The organism is Belnapia mucosa (assembly GCF_016775475.1).
Taxonomy (GTDB): Bacteria; Pseudomonadota; Alphaproteobacteria; order Acetobacterales; family Acetobacteraceae; genus Belnapia; species Belnapia mucosa.
In genome coordinates this window covers 57,985-75,713 of record NZ_JAEUXJ010000004.1, presented here as the reverse complement: position 1 = coordinate 75,713, position 17,729 = coordinate 57,985, and the positions used below count along the sequence as shown (strand labels likewise).

General features: G+C 71.7%; 23 protein-coding genes. 13 read left to right on the top strand and 10 right to left on the bottom strand.

Features of this window, described 5'->3' with window-relative positions; all coding sequences use genetic code 11:
- Positions 1–3 precede the first annotated feature (3 nt).
- From JMJ55_RS11225 to parA, 5 genes are all read right to left on the bottom strand, one after another.
- A complete protein-coding gene (locus tag JMJ55_RS11225) occupies positions 4–390 on the bottom strand; it encodes a hypothetical protein (protein ID WP_202825644.1) in 387 nt (128 codons plus the stop codon).
- A 113-nt stretch (positions 391–503) separates the two neighbouring features.
- Positions 504–935, bottom strand: coding sequence for a GNAT family N-acetyltransferase (locus JMJ55_RS11220; protein ID WP_202825643.1), 432 nt, complete (start codon positions 933–935; stop codon positions 504–506).
- A complete protein-coding gene (locus tag JMJ55_RS11215) occupies positions 932–1,378 on the bottom strand; it encodes a GNAT family N-acetyltransferase (RefSeq protein ID WP_202825642.1) in 447 nt (148 codons plus the stop codon). Before JMJ55_RS11215 ends, JMJ55_RS11220 begins: the two co-directional genes overlap by 4 nt.
- The gene (locus tag JMJ55_RS11210; RefSeq protein WP_202825641.1) at positions 1,375–1,836 is read right to left on the bottom strand and encodes a CopD family protein; all 462 of its coding nucleotides are present in this window, start codon (positions 1,834–1,836) and stop codon (positions 1,375–1,377) included. Before JMJ55_RS11210 ends, JMJ55_RS11215 begins: the two co-directional genes overlap by 4 nt.
- Positions 1,837–1,839: 3 nt before the next feature.
- On the bottom strand, positions 1,840–2,475 hold the full coding sequence (parA, locus tag JMJ55_RS11205) for a ParA family partition ATPase (protein WP_202825640.1): 636 nt from the start codon (positions 2,473–2,475) through the stop codon (positions 1,840–1,842).
- Between the two features lie 106 nt (positions 2,476–2,581).
- On the opposite strand from parA, the gene JMJ55_RS11200 reads away from it, so the two are divergent.
- Positions 2,582–3,322 (top strand): SDR family oxidoreductase, encoded by a 741-nt coding sequence (locus JMJ55_RS11200; protein WP_202825639.1) that lies wholly within the window; start codon positions 2,582–2,584, stop codon positions 3,320–3,322.
- Between the two features lie 123 nt (positions 3,323–3,445).
- Complete coding sequence (locus JMJ55_RS11195; RefSeq protein WP_202825638.1) at positions 3,446–3,796, top strand: helix-turn-helix domain-containing protein; 351 nt, start codon at positions 3,446–3,448, stop codon at positions 3,794–3,796.
- 6 nt (positions 3,797–3,802) lie between these two features.
- Here the strand turns inward: JMJ55_RS11195 and JMJ55_RS11190 are convergent, their stop codons facing one another.
- Complete coding sequence (locus tag JMJ55_RS11190) at positions 3,803–4,513, bottom strand: DsbA family oxidoreductase (protein WP_202825637.1); 711 nt, start codon at positions 4,511–4,513, stop codon at positions 3,803–3,805.
- Positions 4,514–4,600: 87 nt separating this feature from the next.
- On the opposite strand from JMJ55_RS11190, the gene pobA reads away from it, so the two are divergent.
- From pobA to JMJ55_RS11160, 6 genes are all read left to right on the top strand, one after another.
- A complete protein-coding gene (gene pobA / locus JMJ55_RS11185; RefSeq protein ID WP_202825636.1) occupies positions 4,601–5,776 on the top strand; it encodes a 4-hydroxybenzoate 3-monooxygenase in 1,176 nt (391 codons plus the stop codon).
- A gap of 23 nt (positions 5,777–5,799) precedes the next feature.
- On the top strand, positions 5,800–6,714 hold the full coding sequence (cysK, locus tag JMJ55_RS11180) for a cysteine synthase A (protein ID WP_202825635.1): 915 nt from the start codon (positions 5,800–5,802) through the stop codon (positions 6,712–6,714).
- A gap of 6 nt (positions 6,715–6,720) precedes the next feature.
- On the top strand, positions 6,721–7,515 hold the full coding sequence (locus JMJ55_RS11175) for an enoyl-CoA hydratase/isomerase family protein (RefSeq protein ID WP_202825634.1): 795 nt from the start codon (positions 6,721–6,723) through the stop codon (positions 7,513–7,515).
- Between the two features lie 68 nt (positions 7,516–7,583).
- Entirely contained in the window at positions 7,584–7,790 is a 207-nt protein-coding gene (locus JMJ55_RS11170; protein ID WP_202825633.1) for a hypothetical protein, read from the top strand.
- Between the two features lie 58 nt (positions 7,791–7,848).
- Positions 7,849–8,592 carry a trehalose-phosphatase gene (gene otsB / locus JMJ55_RS11165; protein WP_202825632.1) on the top strand — a complete coding sequence of 248 codons (744 nt, stop codon included), beginning with the start codon at positions 7,849–7,851 and terminating at the stop codon, positions 8,590–8,592.
- Positions 8,589–9,923, top strand: a complete 1,335-nt coding sequence (locus JMJ55_RS11160) for an alpha,alpha-trehalose-phosphate synthase (UDP-forming) (RefSeq protein ID WP_202825631.1) — start codon at positions 8,589–8,591, stop codon at positions 9,921–9,923. Before otsB ends, JMJ55_RS11160 begins: the two co-directional genes overlap by 4 nt.
- A 9-nt stretch (positions 9,924–9,932) precedes the next feature.
- Here the strand turns inward: JMJ55_RS11160 and JMJ55_RS11155 are convergent, their stop codons facing one another.
- Positions 9,933–10,568, bottom strand: a complete 636-nt coding sequence (locus JMJ55_RS11155) for a glutathione S-transferase family protein (protein WP_202825630.1) — start codon at positions 10,566–10,568, stop codon at positions 9,933–9,935.
- A gap of 2 nt (positions 10,569–10,570) precedes the next feature.
- Positions 10,571–11,203, bottom strand: a complete 633-nt coding sequence (locus JMJ55_RS11150; RefSeq protein WP_202825629.1) for a glutathione S-transferase family protein — start codon at positions 11,201–11,203, stop codon at positions 10,571–10,573.
- Between the two features lie 97 nt (positions 11,204–11,300).
- Here JMJ55_RS11150 and JMJ55_RS11145 point away from each other — a divergent pair, with 97 nt between their 5' ends.
- The 4 genes from JMJ55_RS11145 (at position 11,301) to JMJ55_RS11130 (ending at position 15,323) form a co-directional block, all read left to right on the top strand.
- A complete protein-coding gene (locus JMJ55_RS11145) occupies positions 11,301–11,768 on the top strand; it encodes a disulfide bond formation protein B (RefSeq protein ID WP_236033638.1) in 468 nt (155 codons plus the stop codon).
- The gene (locus JMJ55_RS11140) at positions 11,765–12,286 is read left to right on the top strand and encodes a demethoxyubiquinone hydroxylase family protein (protein WP_202825627.1); all 522 of its coding nucleotides are present in this window, start codon (positions 11,765–11,767) and stop codon (positions 12,284–12,286) included. The genes JMJ55_RS11145 and JMJ55_RS11140 overlap by 4 nt, the downstream gene beginning before the upstream one ends.
- Entirely contained in the window at positions 12,286–12,756 is a 471-nt protein-coding gene (locus tag JMJ55_RS11135; protein WP_202825626.1) for a YybH family protein, read from the top strand. Before JMJ55_RS11140 ends, JMJ55_RS11135 begins: the two co-directional genes overlap by 1 nt.
- A gap of 107 nt (positions 12,757–12,863) precedes the next feature.
- A complete protein-coding gene (locus tag JMJ55_RS11130; protein ID WP_202825625.1) occupies positions 12,864–15,323 on the top strand; it encodes a putative bifunctional diguanylate cyclase/phosphodiesterase in 2,460 nt (819 codons plus the stop codon).
- Between the two features lie 3 nt (positions 15,324–15,326).
- On the opposite strand, the gene JMJ55_RS11125 is transcribed toward JMJ55_RS11130, so the two are convergent.
- A complete protein-coding gene (locus JMJ55_RS11125; RefSeq protein WP_202825624.1) occupies positions 15,327–15,884 on the bottom strand; it encodes an HNH endonuclease in 558 nt (185 codons plus the stop codon).
- A 218-nt stretch (positions 15,885–16,102) separates the two neighbouring features.
- Positions 16,103–16,765: an alpha/beta hydrolase gene (locus JMJ55_RS11120; protein ID WP_202825623.1), complete on the bottom strand. Its 663-nt coding sequence runs from the start codon at positions 16,763–16,765 to the stop codon at positions 16,103–16,105.
- Positions 16,766–16,866: 101 nt separating this feature from the next.
- On the opposite strand from JMJ55_RS11120, the gene gluQRS reads away from it, so the two are divergent.
- Positions 16,867–17,724 carry a tRNA glutamyl-Q(34) synthetase GluQRS gene (gene gluQRS, locus JMJ55_RS11115; RefSeq protein WP_202825622.1) on the top strand — a complete coding sequence of 286 codons (858 nt, stop codon included), beginning with the start codon at positions 16,867–16,869 and terminating at the stop codon, positions 17,722–17,724.
- The last annotated feature ends 5 nt before the right edge of the window (positions 17,725–17,729 follow it).

Here is a 17,729-nt window from a genome sequence, read left to right as displayed (position 1 = left end):
CTCTCAACCCCCGAAGGGCCGGACGCCGGCCGCCATCCGCCGCAACGTCTCGGCCATGGCGAGCAGCGCCCGCTCGCCCAGCCGCAGCCGGTGCCGCCGCAGCGGGTTCCAGCTCCGCCGCCGCATCGCCGCCCGCTGGCCGGTGGCCTGTTCGCAATGCCGGGCCGCGACTTCCAGGGCGGCCAGATAGCCCTGGGCGAAGCTGCGGTCCGCATCCGCCGGGGCCCCGGCCAGCCAATCGGCCCGCAGCCAGGTCTCGACCGCAGCCTGGAGCGGCTCCGGCAGGGCTGCCCCGGCCGCCGCCGCCTCACCCGCCGCCAGGGCGAGGGAACGCAGCAGCGCGACCTCCGCCGGGGAGGCCGCCTCCGTCGCTTCTACCTGCTCAGACACAGCCGCAAACCCCCATCGCGCAGCACAGCCTGCCAGCACACCCTTGCCGAAATGCTGACCGCGGCCCTGTTCTACCGCGGCGCGGTGGCTTGTCAGCGGGGAATCCGCGCCCCTCAGCCCGGCGCGAAGCGCTTGGCAAACCAGTAGCGCGTCGTGCCCGGCGGCATGTCCTCCACCCGGCCGACCTCGGTGAAGCCTTGCTTGCGATAGAAGCCAGGCGCCTGGAAGGACCAGGTGTTCAGATGCACGCCAAGGCACTCCGCCTCTCGCGCCAAGGCCTCGGCCGCCGCCAGCATCGCCGTGCCGAGATCCTGGCCGCGCCGCGCCTCGGCGACCCAGAGCCAGTCGACATAGAGCCAGCCCCAGGCGATCTCGCATTTCGCCCCGGCCTCGACCGCCCCCGCCTCGTCCCGCGCCAGGATCCAGCGCGCCCGGCCGCGCAGCCGGCCATAGGCGGCGCGGTTATAGGCGCCGAGGCCGCTGCCCACCGTCCGGCGATCGGCGGCGGAGGGGCGGGCGGTGACCTCGATCCGCGGCGCGGTCATAGCGTCTTCTGGAACCAGATGCGGGAATGGCCCGGCGGCATCCCCTCCAGCCGGCCGAATTCGGCATAGCCATGCCGCGACCAGAAGCCGGGCGCCTGGAAGCTGAAGGTATCAGTATAGGCATGGGTGCAGCCGCGGGAGCGCGCGATCGCCTCCGCCCGTTCCAGCAATTCGCCGCCGAAGCCGCCCCCGCGCAGCTCGGTGGCCATCCACAGCCAGTCGATGAAGAGCCAGTTCCAGTAGGTGAGGCCGAGCAGCCCGCCGCGGACCTCGCCCCCGGCATCGCGGGCGAGGACCGTCACCGGTTCCCGGTCATAGGGGCCACCCATTTCCTGGTTGAAGGCATGCAGGCCGCGCTGGATCGCGGCCACCGCCTCCATCTCCGGATAGTCGTCCTCGCTGATCTCGATGGCGGGGCGGTCGCCCGGCGACGGGTCGCTCATCCGCCGAACCGGCCCCAGGCGGCGATCGCGACCGTCACCAGTCCGAGGCCGAGATTCATGGTGACGAGCTGGCGGATGCGCTCCAGCGGCACCGCGGCGCCGGCCGCATCCCCGCGCGCCCGGGCGGCGCGGAATTCGCGCCAGGGCCCGGTGACGAGGGTGAGGAAGACGCCGGCCATCAGCAGGGCGGTGAAATGCATCACATGGATATGCCAGCCGGCGCCACGGAAGCCGCCATACCAGCCGAACAGCAGCAGGTAGCCGGTCAGCAGCAGCACCGGCATGGCGTGCCAGATGAGGAGGAAGAAGCGCTTCAGCACCGCCTCGTGCAGGGCCGCGCGCTGCGGCGCCTCCAGCACCGAAAGCGCCGGGCGCAGCACCAGGATGGCAAAGACCATCCCACCCACCCAGAGCACCGCGCCCAGCACATGCAACGCGTAGAACAGGCTACCCAGCATTCTCTATTCCTTGGCCATGGCGGTGATGACGCTGGCCAGCGCGCGCAATTCGGCGGCGGCCGGGCTGCGCGGCGCCGCCTCGTTCACCGCCAGCCCGTCGAGGAAGGCGGTGGCGAATTGCACCCGGTTGCCGAGAGTAGGCTCCAGCACCGGCACCCCGCGTTCGCCGAGCGCGGCGATGATGCTCTCGCGCAGCCGCCCCTGGGCGGGCACGCGGTTCAGCACGGCGGCGACCCGGCGCCGGGCCTCGATCGCCAGCTTCACCGTCGCCTCGCTCGCCCAGAAATCCGCCGGCGAGGGCTGCATCGGCATCAGCACCAGATCGGCGGCGCGGATCACCTGCTTCGCCTCGGTCTCGGCATGGGGCGGGGTATCGACGATGACGAAGTCCTGGTCCCGCCGCAGCCGGTCGAGCGCGCCGGGAACCCGCCAGCCGGAGGGGCTGTCGAAGCTCAGCGGCCGGGCGCGGGCGCCCTGCTTCTGCCGCTCCTGATGCCAGCGGACCAGGGATTGCTGCGGATCGGTGTCCAGCAGGGCGACGCGATGGCCCTCGGCCGCCAGCGCGGCGGCGAGGTTGGCCGCGACCGTCGACTTGCCGGCGCCCCCCTTCTGCTGCGCCACCGCCACCACGAAGGCCATGCCCGCGACTCCCTGTCCAAGGGCCGACCCTAACCCGGAATCCGGCCGAGGCCAGCATCGCCAAGCGGCCCGCCTGGCCCTACCCTCGGCACCGGGAGGTCCCTTCATGAACCAGCTCGATCTCAAGGGTCGCGTCGCGGCCATCACCGGCGGGGCGCGCGGCATCGGCCTCGCCATTGCCGAACGCGCCGCGGCCAGCGGGGCGCGCGTCGCCCTCTGGGATGTTGATCTCGCCGAAGCGGAGCGCGTCGCCGCCCGGCTCGGCGGCTTCGCCGCCCGGGTGGACGTGACCGACCAGGCGGCGATCGAGGCGGCCCTGGCGGCGACGGAATCGGCGCTCGGCTCGCTCGATATCCTCGTCGCCAATGCCGGCATCACCGGGCCGAACGCGCCGGTCGAGAGCTACCCGGTCGATGCCTGGCGGCAGGTGATCGAGATCGACCTGACCGGCGTCTTCCTCTGCTGCCGCGCGGTGGTGCCGGGGATGCGGGCGCGGAACTACGGCCGCATCGTCAATATCGCCTCGGTCGCGGGGAAGGAGGGCAACCCGAATGCCGCGGCCTATTCGGCGGCGAAGGCGGGGGTAATCGGCCTGACCAAGTCGCTCGGGAAGGAATTGGCAACGACCAATGTGCGGGTGAATTGCGTGACGCCGGCGGCGGCGCAGACCGACATCTTCAAGCAGATGACCGAGGCGCAGATCACCTACATGCTGAGCAAGATTCCGGCGAACCGCTTCGCCGGGGTCGAGGAGATCGCGGCGCTCGCCTGCTGGCTGGCCAGCGAGGATTGCAGCTTCTCGACCGGAGCGGTCTTCGATGTCTCAGGCGGACGCGCAACCTATTAGGTTGCGTCTTTGCTCGACATGCAGTTATCCGGATAATTACTTTACAACCCGTGATTGTGACGGCATCATTCCGTTGGCGTCAGGGCTCGGCTGGCGCCCAGGCAAGCAAGAAAGATGCGCAGGATGATGCACCAACGGTTACGTCAGGCACGGGTGGATGCGGGCGTCACCCTGGCGGCCATGGGCCGGCAGCTGCAGGTGAGCCCGCAGCAGATCCTGAAATACGAACGCGGCACCAACCGGCTCGCCGCCGACCGACTGCCGGTCTGGGCCGAGGCCTGCGGCGTCAGCGTCGCAGCGCTGCTGGGGCATGAGCCCGTGGCGACGGCCGATGGCGAGGATATCATCCGCCGCCTGGTGAGCGCCTTCCGCCGGATCTCCGACCCGACGGTGCAGAACAGCCTGGTCGAGACGGCGGTTGCCCTCGCGGCGGCCGAGCGGCGCCAGCGCCGCCGGCCGCTGCTCGCCGCCTGAGGCTGTTCAGGCCGCCTGCTGCCGGAGGATCGCCAGGCCGCGGCGCAGTGCCTCGGCGATCCGCTCGGGCGGCATGGCGCCGCTGAACAGCACATGCCCCTCCAGCGCGAAGGTCGGCACGCCCGAAAGCCCTGACCGGCGGAAGCCGGCATCCTCCGCCCGAACCTCCGCTTCGCCCTCGCCGCTGGCGAGGAAGGCCGTCGCCTCCGCCTCGGACAGGCCGGCCTCGCCAGCCAGTGCGGCCAGCACGGCGCGGCTGCCGGTATCGAGGCCGCGCTGGAAATAGGCCTGGAAGATCGCCTCCTCCAGCGCCGCCTGCTGGTCCAGCCCCTGCTCGCCCGCCCAGCGGATCAGCCGGTGCGCATCGATGGTGTTCGGCGTGCGCCGCATCAGGTCATGGCGGAATTCGAGACCGGCGGCGCGGCCGGCCGCGGCCACCTGGGCGTCCAGTTCCCGCCCCCGCTCGGCACTGCCGAATTTGGCGGCGCGGTAGGCATCGCGCTCCACCCCCTCGTCGGGCATGTCGGGGTTCAGCTGGAAGGGGCGCCAATACACCGCGAAGCGCTGGCCTTCCTCGGCCAGCAGCGCCAGCGCGCCTTCCAGGTTGCGCTTGCCGATCCAGCACCAGGGGCAGATCACATCCGAGACGACATCGATCCGCGCCGGCGGAGCGGCGACATCAATCTGCGCCGGCGGGGCAGGGTCCTGCTGGTCCATGGCGGCCTCCTTCGGTTGGGCTGAAACTCGTGCCTTGGCGGTCGCGGTGCAAGGCCACAGATTGTGCCGGTGAGGGACGGAGGCCGCATGCGGACACAGGTGGGGATCGTGGGGGCCGGGCCGGCCGGGCTGCTGCTGGCGCATCTGCTGCACCTGGCCGGGATCGAGAGCGTGGTGCTGGAAACCCGCTCCCGCGCCTATGTCGAGGAGCGCATCCGCGCTGGCCTGCTGGAACAGGGCACGGTCGATATCCTGACCGAGGCCGGGGTCGCCGACCGCCTGCACCGCGAGGGGCTGGTGCATGAAGGGTTGGAGCTTCGCTTCAACGGCGAGGGCCACCGCATCGACCTCAAGGGCCTGACCGGCAAGCAGGTCACGATCTATGGCCAGCAGGAGGTGGTGAAGGACCTGATCGCCGCCCGCCTCGCCACCGGCCAGCCGCTGCATTTCGAGGTGGAGGAGGTCGCCGTCCATGACCTCGAGAGCGAGGCGCCGCGAATCACCTGGACCGAGGGCGGCACCGCGTGGGAGCTGCGCTGCGACATCATCGCCGGCTGCGACGGCTTCCACGGCATATGCCGGCCCTCCATCCCGGCCGGCCTGCTGCGCGCCTATGACCGGCACTACCCCTTCGCCTGGCTCGGCATCCTCGCCGCCGCGCCGCCCGCCTCTCATGAGCTGATCTATGCGCGGCACGAGCGCGGCTTCGCGCTCGCCACCATGCGCAGCACCAGCCTCGCGCGGCTCTATCTCCAATGCGCGCCGGATGAGGAGATCGCCCACTGGTCGGATGATCGGATCTGGTCCGAGCTGCATGCGCGCCTTGCCCGGCGCGACGGCATCGACCAGGTGCAGGAAGGCCCGATCCTGCAGAAGGGGATCACCGCCATGCGCAGCTATGTGGTGGAGCCGATGCGCCATGGCCGGCTGTTCCTGGCCGGCGATGCCGCGCATATTGTGCCCCCGACCGGCGCCAAGGGCATGAACCTCGCCATCGCCGATATCCGCGTTCTCGCCCGCGCCCTGGAAGCCTTCTTCACCGGCCGCGGCAGCGAGGGGCTCGATGCCTATTCCGACCGGGCGCTGGCCCGCATCTGGAAGGCGCAGCGCTTCTCCTGGTGGATGACCTCCATGCTGCACCGATTCGACGGCGGCGATCCCTTCGAGCACAAGGTGCAGGTCGCCGAACTCGACTATGTCTGCAGCTCCCGCGCCGGCGCGATGACGCTGGCAGAGAATTACGTCGGCCTGCCGCTCGACTGAGCCGCGCAACCGGAGGCATTGCCATGAAGGTCCAGAACGTCCTCGCCACCATCGGCGGCACGCCGCATATCCGCATCAACCGGCTCTTCGGCACGGCCGAGGTCTGGATCAAGTCGGAGCGGAGCAATCCCGGCGGCTCCATCAAGGACCGCATCGCGCTCTCGATGGTCGAGGCAGCGGAGGCCTCCGGCGCGTTGAAGCCGGGCGGCACCATCGTCGAGCCGACCTCAGGCAATACCGGCATCGGCCTCGCCATGGTCGCGGCGGTGAGGGGCTACAAGCTGATCCTCGTCATGCCGGACAGCATGTCGGTCGAGCGGCGCCGGCTGATGCTGGCCTATGGCGCCAGCTTCGACCTGACGCCGCGGGCCGGCGGCATGAAGGCGGCGATCGCCCGGGCGCAGGAGATCGTCGCCGCCACGCCCGGCGCCTGGCTGGCGCAGCAATTCGAGAACCCGGCCAATCCGGAGGTGCATATGCACACCACGGCGCGGGAGATCCTGGAGGATTTCCCGGAGGGTCTCGACGTGCTCATCACCGGCGTCGGCACCGGCGGGCACATCACCGGCTGCGCCCGCGTGCTGAAGCAGGCCTGGCCGGGGCTGAAGGTCTTTGCGGTGGAGCCCGCGGCCTCGCCGGTGATCTCGGGCGGCGAGCCCTCGCCGCATCCGATCCAGGGCATCGGCGCCGGCTTCATCCCCGCCAATCTGGAGACGGGGCTGCTGGACGGGGTCATCAAGGTCGAGGGAGAGGCGGCGAAGGAGTACGCCCGGCGCTCGGCGCGGGAGGAGGGGCTGCTGGTCGGTATCTCCTCCGGCGCGACGCTCGCAGCCATCGCGCAGAAGCTGCCCGAACTGCCCGCCGGCGCCCGGGTGCTCGGCTTCAACTACGATACGGGCGAGCGCTACTTCTCGGTCGCCGACTTCCTGCCGGAGTAAGCCCCCATGGCCGATGAGACCCCCTTGCTGGTGACCCGCGAGGGCCCGGTGGTCCGCGCGACCATGAACCGGCCGGCCCGGCGCAACGCGCTCAGCACCGCCATGGGCGAGGCCTGGGACCGGCTGCTGGCCGAGCTGGCCGAGGACCGCACGGCGCGGGTGCTGGTGATCAGGGGCGCTGCCGGGCATTTCTGCGCCGGGCTCGACCTGACCGAGGCCGCCACCGGCGGCTCGCCGGAGGAGCGGCTGGCGCAGCAGACCACCCGCAACCGCCGCGTCGGCGCCCGCTTCGGGGATATCGCGGCGCTGCCCCAGGTAGTGATCGCCGCCATCGAGGGGGCCTGCCATGCCGGCGGTCTCGGCTTCGCCTGCGCGGCGGATATCGCCTTCGCCGCCGCCGATGCCCGCTTTGCCGCGCCCGAGGTGCGGCGTGGCCTGGTCCCGGCGCAGATCCTGCCCTGGCTCGCCCGCCGCGCCGGCCGCACCGCCGCGACCCGGCTGGTGCTGGAGGCGGGGGTGATCGATGCCGCCGAGGCAGGGCGGATCGGCTTGCTGCATCAGGTGCTGCCCGATGCGGCGGCGCTCGAGGCCCAGCTCGCCGCCACCATTGCCGCGGTGCTGGAGGGTGCGCCGGGAGCGCTGGCCGAGACCAAGGGGCTGCTCGCCGCGCTCGGCCCGATCTCGCCCGAGGGCTATGCCGAGGCCGGCGCCGCCGCCTTCGCCCGCACCTTCACCAGCCCCGAGGCGGCGGAGGGGATCGCCGCCTTCCGGGCCAAGCGGAAGCCGGCCTGGGCGGGATAGGTCGGTTTCCATGGGCGAGGATCACGATATCGTGTATTCTGTGCGCCATCCCTGGAAGGCCGCACCGGATGCCGGACCGCACCCGCTGGCGCGTGGAAACCCGCGCCCTCCTCCTCGCCATCGCCTGGATGCTGCTGGCGCAGCTGGCCTGCGTATGGCTCTGGGAGACCGGCTGGCTTACCCGGCAGGCCTCGCTGCTGCATTGGCTGGTGGTCGGCGTGCTGCCGCCGGCGATGGCCCTCTGGCGGATGGATCCGGACGTTTCCACCAGCTAGGCGATACTCGCGCGTCCGTGACGCAACTGCGCCGGCTCTCGCTGCTTGTTGCGGTTGCATGCCAGACCTATTGACCCTGCCACCGCCGCCGCTCGTGCCCGGCCTTGGCCCGATTGCCGCTGCGGCCCTGTTCCTCGACTTCGATGGCACGCTGGTGGAGATCGCGCCCCGCCCGGATGCAGTGGTGGTGCCGCCCTACCTGCCGGGCCTGCTGCACCGTTTGGCCGATGGGCTGGGCGGCGCGCTCTCGGTGGTCAGCGGCCGGCCGCTCACCGATCTCGATCATTTCCTGCCGGTGCCGATCGCCAAGGCCGGCGATCATGGCGCCTCGCTCCGCCCCGACCCGCTGGCGCCGCCCATCCTGCCCTCCCTGCCGACCGTGCCGCCGGCCTGGCGGGATGCGGCCCTGGCGCTGGTTGCCCACCATCCCGGCGGCCTGGTCGAGGACAAGACCCACGGATTCGTCGTCCATTACCGTCAGGCGCCGGCGCTGGGGCCGGAGGCGCATGCCCTGCTGGCGGGCTTCGTCGCCACCGATCCCGCCGCCTTCACCCTGCTCGAGGCCCGCATGGCCTGGGAGGTGCGGCCGCGCGGCGCCTCCAAGGCCACCGCGGTCCGGGCCCTGATGGAACGTGCGCCCTTCGCCGGCCGGGTCCCGGTCTTCATCGGCGACGACGTTACCGATGAGGAAGGGATGGAGGCAGCGCGCGGCTTCGGCGGCCAGGGCTGGCGGCTGGACGACATGTTCGGGACGCCGGAGGTGCTGCGGGACTGGCTGGCCGACGCCGCGGCAGGGCGATGAGCCGCCTCGTCATCGTTGCCAACCGCGTCCCCGATCCCAAGGCCCGCGGCGCCACGGCCGGCGGCCTCGCCGTCGCGCTGCAGGATGCGCTGCAACGGCGGGAAGCGATGTGGTTCGGCTGGTCCGGCCAGACCGCCGAGGCCACCGCCGCGACGCCCGAGGAGGTGGTGAAGGGCCGCCTGACCTATGCGACGCTGCATCTCGGCCAGACGGATTACCGCCGCTATTACACCGGCTTCGCCAATGGCGTGCTCTGGCCGACGCTGCATTACCGCCTCGGCCTCGCCCAGTTCCGGCGTGAGGATTATACCGGCTATCGCGGGGTGAATGCCGCCTTCGCCGCCGCCCTGGCCCCGATGCTGCGGCCGGACGACCTTGTCTGGACGCATGACTTCCACCTCTTCCCCTTCGGGCGGGAGCTGCGGCGGCTGGGCTGCGAGCAGCGCCAGGGCTTCTTCCTGCATGTGCCCTTTCCGCCCTTCGGCCTGTTCTGCGCCCTGCCGCGGGCCGAGGAGCTGCTCGCCGACCTCGCCGCCTATGACGTGATCGGGGTGCAGACCGAGGACGACGCCGCCAATCTCCGCGCCGCACTGGAGACGGTGGGGGAGGGGGAGGCGGCCCGCCGCGTCGCCGCCTTCCCGGTCGGGATCGATGCCGAGGCCTTCCGCGGCCTGGCGGAGCGGGCGCTGGTCCGGGCCGATTCCCGCCGCTTCGAGCAGAGCCTGGTCGGCCGCGCCCTGGTGATGGGCGTGGATCGGCTGGACTACACCAAGGGCCTGCCGCAGCGCTTCGCCGGCTATGCGCAGTTGCTGGCGCGCTTCGCCGCGCATCGCGGCCGGGCGACCTACCTCCAGGTCACACCGGTCTCCCGCGGCGATGTCGCGCAGTATCGCAGCCTGCGGCGGGAGCTGGATGAATGGGTCGGCCGCATCAACGGCCAGTATGCCGAGCCGGACTGGGTGCCGCTGCGCTACATGACCCGGCCGGTGCAGCGCCCGGTCCTGGCCGGCTTCATGCGCCTGGCGCGCGTCGGGCTGGTGACGCCGCTGCGGGACGGGATGAACCTCGTCGCCAAGGAATATGTCGCGGCGCAGGACCCGGCTGATCCCGGCGTGCTGGTGCTCTCCCGCTTCGCCGGAGCCGCGCCGTCCCTACCCGGGGCGCTGCTGGTCAACCCGCTCGACCCGGACGAGATTGCTGAGAGCCTGGACGCCGCTCTCAGCATGCCACAGGAGGAGCGGGCGGCGCGCTGGGAAGCGAACCGCCCGGCCGTCTGGGAGGAAAGCGCCCGCTCCTGGAGCCGCGCCTTCCTGGCAGCAATGGAGGGGTAGGGAAGCCTCTCAGCTCAGCGGCACCGCCACATGCGTCTGGTAAGGCGTCCGCTCCAGCAGCCGGTCATACCAGCCGCGCAGCCGCGGCAGCTCCGGCCGCTCGATCGGCAGGGCGAACCAGCGATGCAGGAAGCCACCGAGGGCGATATCGCCCAGGCCGAAGGCGCCGGCGATGAAGTCCCGGCCCTCGAGCTGCGCATCGGCGATGCGCCAGAGGCGTTCGGCCGCCACCTGCGCCGCGGCGCAGGCGGCCATGTCGCGCTGGGGCTCCGGCGTCCGCACCAGGGTCCAGAAGACCACCCGCATCGGCTCGTTCATCGAGGCGAGGGTCCAGTCCATCCAGCGCTCGGCATCCGCCCGGGCCTCGGGCGCTTCCGGATAGAAGGCATTGCCACCCGGTTGGGTGCGGCAGAGATAGCGCAGGATCGCGTGGCTCTCCCACAGGGTGTAGCCATGCGGCATCACCAGGGTCGGCACCGTGGCGTTCGGGTTCATCGCCGCGTATTCGGGATCCCGCGTGCGGCCGAAGGCGCCGCCGGCATCGATGCGCTGGAAGGGGATGGCCAGCTCGTCGAGCAGCCACACCACCTTCATGACATTGACCGAACTGGCCCGGCCCCAGACCGTGATGGGGGGATGCGACATGACTACCTCATCGGCACGGCGATATGGGTGGCGAAGCCGGGATGCCGCTCGCGCAGCCGCGCATGCAGGGCTTCGAGATGGGGCATCGGCGCCCGCTCGATCGGCAGGGCGAACCAGCGATGCAGATAGGGGCCGAGCGCGATGTCCGCGAGGCTGAAGGCCCCGGCCACGTAGTCCTTGCCCGAGACCTGCCGGTCCACCATCCGCCACAGCGCCTCCGCCGCCGCGCGCGCCCGCTCGGTCGCCGGATAGTCGCGCTCCGCCTCCGGCGTGCGGACATAGGTGAAGAAGATCGTGGACATCGGCCCGTTCAGGCTGGCGAGCTGCCAGTCCATCCAGCGCTCTACATCGGCCCGCGCGCGCGGCTCGGCAGGGTGCAGCGGGCTGCCGGGCGCATGCGTCGCCATCAGGTAGCGGAGGATCGAATTGCTCTCCCAGAGGGAATAGCCATCCGGCTCCTCGATGGTCGGGACACGGGAATTGGGATTCATGGCCAGGTAGAAGGGCTCGGTGGTGCGGCCATACTCGCCGCCGGCATCGATCCGCTCATAGGGAATGCGGAGCTCCTCGCAGAGCCAGAGCACCTTCATCACATTGCTCGAACTGGTCCGGCCCCAGAGCTTCAGCATCGGCATTCCCCCGCGTCCCCGTCGGGGCAGCCTATGGGCCGGCGCACCCCTGGTCCAGTTGCGCCCGCGCGCCTGCGGCGCGACACAGTACCGCATGATCGGCATGCTCCTCCTGGCCCTCGCCGCCGCCGCGGCGCCGCTCTTCGCCCGCGCCAGCGAGGGGATCTGGGGCATCGCCCCCTGCGAGCTCTGCCTCTGGCAGCGGGCGCCCTATTGGGTGGCGGCGGCGCTGGCCCTCGCCGCGGCGCTGCTGCCGCGGGCGCGGCGGCCGCTCGGCTGGCTGGCGGTGCTGGCCGTGCTCGCCTCCGGCGCCATCGCCGGCTTCCATATCGGGGTGGAGCAGGGCTGGTGGCCCTCGCCGCTGCCGGGCTGCCAGGCGCTGCAGGCCGGCGGCGGCGCCAGCGTGGACGACCTGCTGCGGTCGCTCGCCGCCGCCCCCTCCAAGCCCTGCGACGCTCCGACCTATCTGGTCCCCGGACTGCCGCTGTCGATGGCGGCGATGAACCTGCTCTACGCGCTTGGCCTTTCCGGCCTCGCCGCCATCTGGATGCGCAGAGGAGAAGGCCGATGACGAAGACAGCGCGCCGCACCGTGGAACGCACCATCCGCGTGGACCATGCCGGCGAATATGGCGCCAAGCGCATCTACCAGGGCCAGCTCGCCGTCCTGCGCGGGACGAAGTGGGAAGGGCTGATCCGCCACATGCAGGACCAGGAGCAGGTGCATCTCGACACTTTCTCCCGCCTGATCGCCGAGCGCCGGGTGCGCCCGACCGCGCTGCTGCCCCTCTGGCATGTCGCCGGCTTCGCCCTCGGCGCCGCGACGGCCCTGCTCGGCCACCGCGCCGCCATGGCCTGCACCGTGGCGGTGGAGGAGGCGATCGACGAGCATTACCAGGCGCAGGAGGCAGCGCTCGGCGAGGACGAGGCGCCGCTGCGCGAGCATATCGCCCGCTTCCGCGCCGAGGAGCTGGAGCACCGCGATATCGGCCTGGAGCACGAGGCGGAGCAGGCGCCGGCCTACCGGTTGCTCAGCGCCGCCATCAAGGCCGGCTGCAAGGCGGCGATCGAAGTGAGCGAGAGGATCTGATGCCCGAGACCTTGCCTCTGCCGGAAGCCGACCCGGCGACCACCGCCGCGGTGAAGGATTGGCTGGACCGCTTCGCCGCCTGCGTGCGCGACGTGGACTATGCCCGCGCCTACCCTTTCTGGCACGACAACATCGTCATCTTCGGCACCTATCAGGAGCTGGTGCGGAGCCGGCAGGCCTGGACCGACACCCAATGGGACAATGTCTGGCCGCGGACCGAGGGCTTCACCTTCGACCTGGCCAATACGATGATCCTCGCCTCGCCGGACGGGGCGATGGCGGTGGCGGTCACGCCCTGGGACAGCACCGGCTTCCACCGCGACGGCACGCCCTATCCGCGGCCGGGGCGGGCCACCATCGTCCTGGCGCGGCAGCCGGACGGGCGCTGGGTGGGCGTCCATTCCCACATGTCGCTCCAGCGCGGCGTGCCGCAGGAAAGCTTCGGACAAAGGCCGGTCAAGGCCCGCTGACGCCTGCCGGGGGGTATCGCCATGGTTGATCGGGTATTGTAAAAAAAGCGGTGCCGCAACGGATTTGCGATGCAGCGCCCGGGCTACTTCCCGGGCCGAGAGGCACCATGGCCGCGTTTACGAATTGGTTGTTCAACCCCGGCGGTCTGACGCCGCATGGCTTCTGCCTGCTTTGGGAGCCCTGGCTGATCTGGACCTATGGGCTCGCGGATACGGTCACCGCGCTCAGCTACTTCGCCATTCCGGTGGTGCTCATGCAGGTGGCGCGGCGCCGCCGGGACCTGCTGTTCCGGCCGGTCTTCTGGATGTTCGCCGCCTTCATCCTGCTCTGCGGCACCGGCCATGGGCTCGACCTGCTCACCCTCTGGGTCCCGGCCTACGAGTTCCAGGCAGTGGTCAAGGCGGCGACCGCCCTGGTCTCGCTCGGCACCGCGCTGGTCCTGCTGCGGCTGCTGCCGCGCATGCTGGCGCTGCCCTCGCCGGCCCAGATGCGTGCCGCCAACCAGGCGCTCCAGGCCAGCGAGGCCCGCTACCGCGACGCCTTCATCCATTCCCCCCTGCCGCTCCATGTCCTCGATGCCGATGGCACCATCGTCAGCGTCTCCGATAGCTGGCTCGACCTGCTCGGCTACCGGCGGGAGGAGGTGACCGGCCGCCGGATCGAGGAATTCCATGCCCCGGGCGAGGCCGCGCACTTCGCCGAACGCTGGAGCCAGATGCTGGCGGCAGGCCGGATGCGCGACCAGGAGGCGCGCTACCGCCGCCGCGACGGCACCCCGCTCGACATGCTCGTCACCGCCCGGCTGGAACACTCGCCGGAAGGCGGCGTCCGGGTGCTGGGCGCCCTGGTGGACGTGACCGCCCGCCGCGCCGCCGAGCGGGCGCTGCGCGAGACCCGCAGCTTCCTCGACACGGTGGTGGAGAACCTGCCGGTCGCGCTCTTCGTCAAGGATGCCGCCGATCTCCGCTACCGCCTGGTCAATCGCGGCACCGAGGAGTTGCTCGGCCTGCCGCGGGAGGCGCTGCTGGGCCGCGACGATCATGCCGCCCTGCCGCCCGCCATGGCCGAGGCGATGCTCGCTGCCGACCGCGCGGCGCTGGCCGCCGGTGGCACCCAGGTGACCGAGGCGCCGGTGCAACCGCGCCGCGGCGAGCCGCGCATCCTCCGCACCCGCCGCTTGGCCCTGCCGGATGCGGAGGGCGGGCCCGGCTATCTGCTCGGCTTCTCCGAGGATGTGACGGTGCAGCACGAGGCGGCGGCGCGAGTCGCCCATCTCGCCCATTACGACCCTCTGACCGGGCTGGCCAACCGCACCCTGTTCCGCGAACGCCTCGGGGCGCTGGCCGCGGCCGGGCCGGCGGCGCTGCTGCTGCTCGACCTCGATGGCTTCAAGCATGTGAATGACGAGCTCGGCCATGCCGCCGGCGACCAGGTGCTGGTCGATGTCGCGGGCCGGGTGACCACACTGCCGGCGCCGGTCGAGGGTGTGACGCCCTTCGCCAGCCGGCTCGGTGGCGATGAATTCGCCCTGATCCTGCCGGGCGTCGCCGATGCCGCCCAGGCCGCGGCGGCGGCGGATGGGTTGCTGGCCCGGCTCGACGCCCCCTTCGAGATCGGCGCCCGCGCCTTCCGGCTCGGCGCCAGCATCGGCATCGCCCTGGCGCCCGAGCACGGGCCGGAGGCGGATGCGCTGGTCGGCAATGCCGATCTCGCCCTTTACGAGGCGAAGCAGGCCGGTGGGCGCATCCATCGCTGCTTCGCCCCGGCGCTCCGCACCGCCTATGACGCGCGGCGGGCGCTGGAGGAGGAGGTGACCGGCGCCGCCGGGCGGGGCGAGTTCGTCCTCCACTACCAGCCGCAGGTCGATCTCGCCTCCGGCCAGGTGACCGGGGCGGAGGCGCTGCTGCGCTGGCGCCATCGCAGCCGCGGGTTGCTGGCGCCGGGTGCCTTCCTGCCTGCGCTGGAGGCCGGGCCGGCCGCCACCATCGCCGCGGTCGGGGACTGGGTGCTGGCCGAGGCCTGCGCCCAGGCCGGCGCCTGGCGCCAGGCAGGGCTGCCGCCGCTGCGAATCGGTGTGAACCTGTTCGGCGCCCAGCTATCGGTTGGCGACCTCGCCGGCAGCGTCGAGGCGGCGCTGGCCCGGGCCGGGCTGCCGCCCGAGGCGCTGGAGCTGGAGCTGACCGAGACCATCGCCCTCGGTTCCGATGCGGCGCTGCTGGCGCCGCTGCACCGGCTGCACCGCAGCGGCGTCGGTATCGCCTTCGACGATTTCGGCACCGGCTTCGCCTCGCTCGCCACGCTGAAGCACTGCCCGCTGACCCGGCTGAAGATCGATCGCGGCTTCGTCCAGGATCTCGGCGAGGATGCGCATGACGAGGCGATCGTCACCGCCGTGCTGGTGCTGGCCGAGAAGCTCGGCCTCGGCGTCATCGCCGAGGGCGTCGAAACCGACCGCCAGGCCGGCATCCTCGCCTCGCTCGCCTGCCGCGAGGGCCAGGGCTACCGCTATGGCCGCCCCATGCCGGCCGAGCAATTCGCCGAGACGCTGCGCCTGGCGCCTGCCTGAGTCCTATTCCTCCAGCTTGGCATCCCAGTAGAGAAAGTCGTGCCAGCTCCGGTGCAGCTTCTCGCGCGGGGCCTGGCGCTTGGCCGCCTCGTCGATCTGGTGCGGCGTCGGCTCCACCGGGGCGCAGAGCAGGCGCAGCCCGCTCTCCCGCAGCGACCGGCTGCCCTTGAACAGGTTGTCGCGCTGGCAGCAGGTGACGACATTGGTCCAGGAGGAGACGCCGCCCTTGCTGCGTGGCACGACGTGGTCGAAGGTCAGGTCCTTCGCCGGCAGCGTCTCGCCGCAATACTGGCAGCTGAACCGGTCCCGCAGGAAGACGTGGTAGCGGGTGAAGGCCACCTTGCGCCGCTTGTGGAAGCGCTTCAGCGCCACCACCGAGGGGATGGTGAAGGCCTGGCTCGCCGAATGCGCCTCGATCTCGTAGTCGACGATACGGGTGACCCGGTCCTGCAATACCGCGACCAGTGCATCCTGCCAGGACCAGACCGAGAGCGGGCCCCAGCTCAGCGGCTGCATATCCGCGTTGAGGACCAGGGTCTGCAGATTGGCGATATGGGTCATGGCCGACCCCCGATGCGGTGGGCCGGTCTGGGCGAACGAGTGGTGGTGCTACTGCCGTCGGGCAAGCGCCGCTCCCTGTTCGGGGCGGTGCCACCTAGCCTTGGGGCCTGTCATGGCGGAAAGGCCCCAGATGCAGTGGCGCCGCCGATGAACCAACGCATTCATGCCAGTCCCGTTGATGCGGCGCAACAGCCAGGACCGAGGCTTTCATGACGTTGTCATGCCCCGGCCGGGGCGGCGAAGGCCCGTGCCAGGGTCCGGGCGCCCGCCGCCAGCCCCGGCCCATCGATCCCGTGGGTGAGGCCGGGGCGATACAGCGCCTCGACCGGGATGCCGGCGGCGCGCAGCGCCCGCTCCGCCGCTCGGCTGGCCGCGACCGGCACGACGTCATCCGCCTCGCCATGCACCAGCAGCACCGGTGGCCGGCCCAAGGCCTCCGTAGCCAGGGCCTCGGCCCCCAGCAGCGCCCCGGAATAGGCCAGGATCGCGGCCGGTGCCGGCTGCCGCCGCAGGCCAAGGAAGAGCGCCATCATCGCCCCCTGGCTGAAGCCGGCCAGGGCCAGCGCTTCCGCGGGCAGGCCGAAGCGGGCCAGCTCGGCATCGATCAGCGGGCCGAGCGCGGCGGCGGCGCGGCGCACCCCGCCCGCCATCACATCCGGGCTGCGATCCTGCAGGCTGAACCATTGCCGGCCATAAGGGGCCATGTCGCAGGGCTGCGGCGCATGGGGCGCGACGAAGGCGGCCTCCGGCAGCGCCGCCGCCCAGTCCGGGGCGAGGCCGATCAGATCCTCCCCGTCGGCGCCAAGGCCGTGCAGCACCACCACCAGCTGCCGAGCGGCGCCGGGTGCGGCGCCGAATCGGGGTCCGTCCAATCCTGCCATGCGGCTTGCTCCCCTCTCGCCGCCCCATTCATCGGGGCGACCAAATTACGCCGATCGGGCGGTTCCGCCTCACCGGCGTTTGCTCTAACCCCGGCGGGGCCATGCCCGTTGTCACCCGCTTCGCGCCGAGCCCGACCGGGCTGCTGCATCTCGGCCATGCCCATGCGGCGCTGACCGCCTGGATCGCAGCGCGCCGGGCCGGCGGGCAGTTCCTGTTGCGGATCGAGGACATCGACACCACCCGCTGCCGCCCGGAATTCGCCGCTGCCATCCCCGACGATCTCGCCTGGCTCGGATTGACATGGGATGGCCCGGTCCGGTCGCAATCGGCGCATCTGCCGGAGTATCGCGCGGCGCTGGACCGGCTGGCGGCGCGCGGCCTGCTCTATCCCTGCTTCTGCACCCGGGCCGAGATCGCCCGCGAGGTCGCGGCCGCCGGCCAGGCGCCGCACGGGCCGGACGGACCGCTCTATCCCGGCACCTGCCGCCGCCTCCCGCCCGCCGAGCGCGCGGCCCGAATCGCCGCCGGGACGCCCTATGCCCTCCGGCTCGACATGGCGGCGGCGCTGGCCGTGGCGCCCCGCGACCTCTCGTTTGAGGAGGTGGGGGAGGGGCGGCTCCGCTGCGATCCGGCGCAATTCGGCGATGCGGTGCTGGCGCGGAAGGAGGTGCCGGCAAGCTATCATCTCTGCGTCACCCATGACGATGCGCTCCAGGGCGTCACCCTCGTCACCCGCGGCCTGGACCTGAAGCCCGCCACCCATCTGCACCGGTTGTTACAGGCCCTGTTGGATTGGCCGGAGCCGCGCTATGCCCATCACCCGCTGCTGACGGATGCCGCCGGCCGGCGTTTGGCCAAGCGGGACGGGGCCCCCAGCCTCCGCTCGCTGCGCGAGGCGGGGTTGCGGCCGGAAGCTGTGCGGGCGATGGCCGGTTTTGGCGGTTTCGCAGGTGCATGAGACGA

Coding starts and splice junctions, on each gene's coding strand:
- JMJ55_RS11220 (WP_202825643.1), bottom strand. CDS start 935: ATGACCGCGCCGCGGATCGAGGTCACCGCCCGCCCCTCCGCCGCCGAT.
- JMJ55_RS11215 (WP_202825642.1), bottom strand. CDS start 1,378: ATGAGCGACCCGTCGCCGGGCGACCGCCCCGCCATCGAGATCAGCGAG.
- JMJ55_RS11210 (WP_202825641.1), bottom strand. CDS start 1,836: ATGCTGGGTAGCCTGTTCTACGCGTTGCATGTGCTGGGCGCGGTGCTC.
- parA (WP_202825640.1), bottom strand. CDS start 2,475: ATGGCCTTCGTGGTGGCGGTGGCGCAGCAGAAGGGGGGCGCCGGCAAG.
- JMJ55_RS11200 (WP_202825639.1), top strand. CDS start 2,582: ATGAACCAGCTCGATCTCAAGGGTCGCGTCGCGGCCATCACCGGCGGG.
- JMJ55_RS11195 (WP_202825638.1), top strand. CDS start 3,446: ATGATGCACCAACGGTTACGTCAGGCACGGGTGGATGCGGGCGTCACC.
- JMJ55_RS11190 (WP_202825637.1), bottom strand. CDS start 4,513: ATGGACCAGCAGGACCCTGCCCCGCCGGCGCAGATTGATGTCGCCGCT.
- pobA (WP_202825636.1), top strand. CDS start 4,601: ATGCGGACACAGGTGGGGATCGTGGGGGCCGGGCCGGCCGGGCTGCTG.
- cysK (WP_202825635.1), top strand. CDS start 5,800: ATGAAGGTCCAGAACGTCCTCGCCACCATCGGCGGCACGCCGCATATC.
- JMJ55_RS11175 (WP_202825634.1), top strand. CDS start 6,721: ATGGCCGATGAGACCCCCTTGCTGGTGACCCGCGAGGGCCCGGTGGTC.
- JMJ55_RS11170 (WP_202825633.1), top strand. CDS start 7,584: ATGCCGGACCGCACCCGCTGGCGCGTGGAAACCCGCGCCCTCCTCCTC.
- otsB (WP_202825632.1), top strand. CDS start 7,849: ATGCCAGACCTATTGACCCTGCCACCGCCGCCGCTCGTGCCCGGCCTT.
- JMJ55_RS11160 (WP_202825631.1), top strand. CDS start 8,589: ATGAGCCGCCTCGTCATCGTTGCCAACCGCGTCCCCGATCCCAAGGCC.
- JMJ55_RS11155 (WP_202825630.1), bottom strand. CDS start 10,568: ATGTCGCATCCCCCCATCACGGTCTGGGGCCGGGCCAGTTCGGTCAAT.
- JMJ55_RS11150 (WP_202825629.1), bottom strand. CDS start 11,203: ATGCCGATGCTGAAGCTCTGGGGCCGGACCAGTTCGAGCAATGTGATG.
- JMJ55_RS11145 (WP_236033638.1), top strand. CDS start 11,301: ATGCTCCTCCTGGCCCTCGCCGCCGCCGCGGCGCCGCTCTTCGCCCGC.
- JMJ55_RS11140 (WP_202825627.1), top strand. CDS start 11,765: ATGACGAAGACAGCGCGCCGCACCGTGGAACGCACCATCCGCGTGGAC.
- JMJ55_RS11135 (WP_202825626.1), top strand. CDS start 12,286: ATGCCCGAGACCTTGCCTCTGCCGGAAGCCGACCCGGCGACCACCGCC.
- JMJ55_RS11130 (WP_202825625.1), top strand. CDS start 12,864: ATGGCCGCGTTTACGAATTGGTTGTTCAACCCCGGCGGTCTGACGCCG.
- JMJ55_RS11125 (WP_202825624.1), bottom strand. CDS start 15,884: ATGACCCATATCGCCAATCTGCAGACCCTGGTCCTCAACGCGGATATG.
- JMJ55_RS11120 (WP_202825623.1), bottom strand. CDS start 16,765: ATGGCAGGATTGGACGGACCCCGATTCGGCGCCGCACCCGGCGCCGCT.
- gluQRS (WP_202825622.1), top strand. CDS start 16,867: ATGCCCGTTGTCACCCGCTTCGCGCCGAGCCCGACCGGGCTGCTGCAT.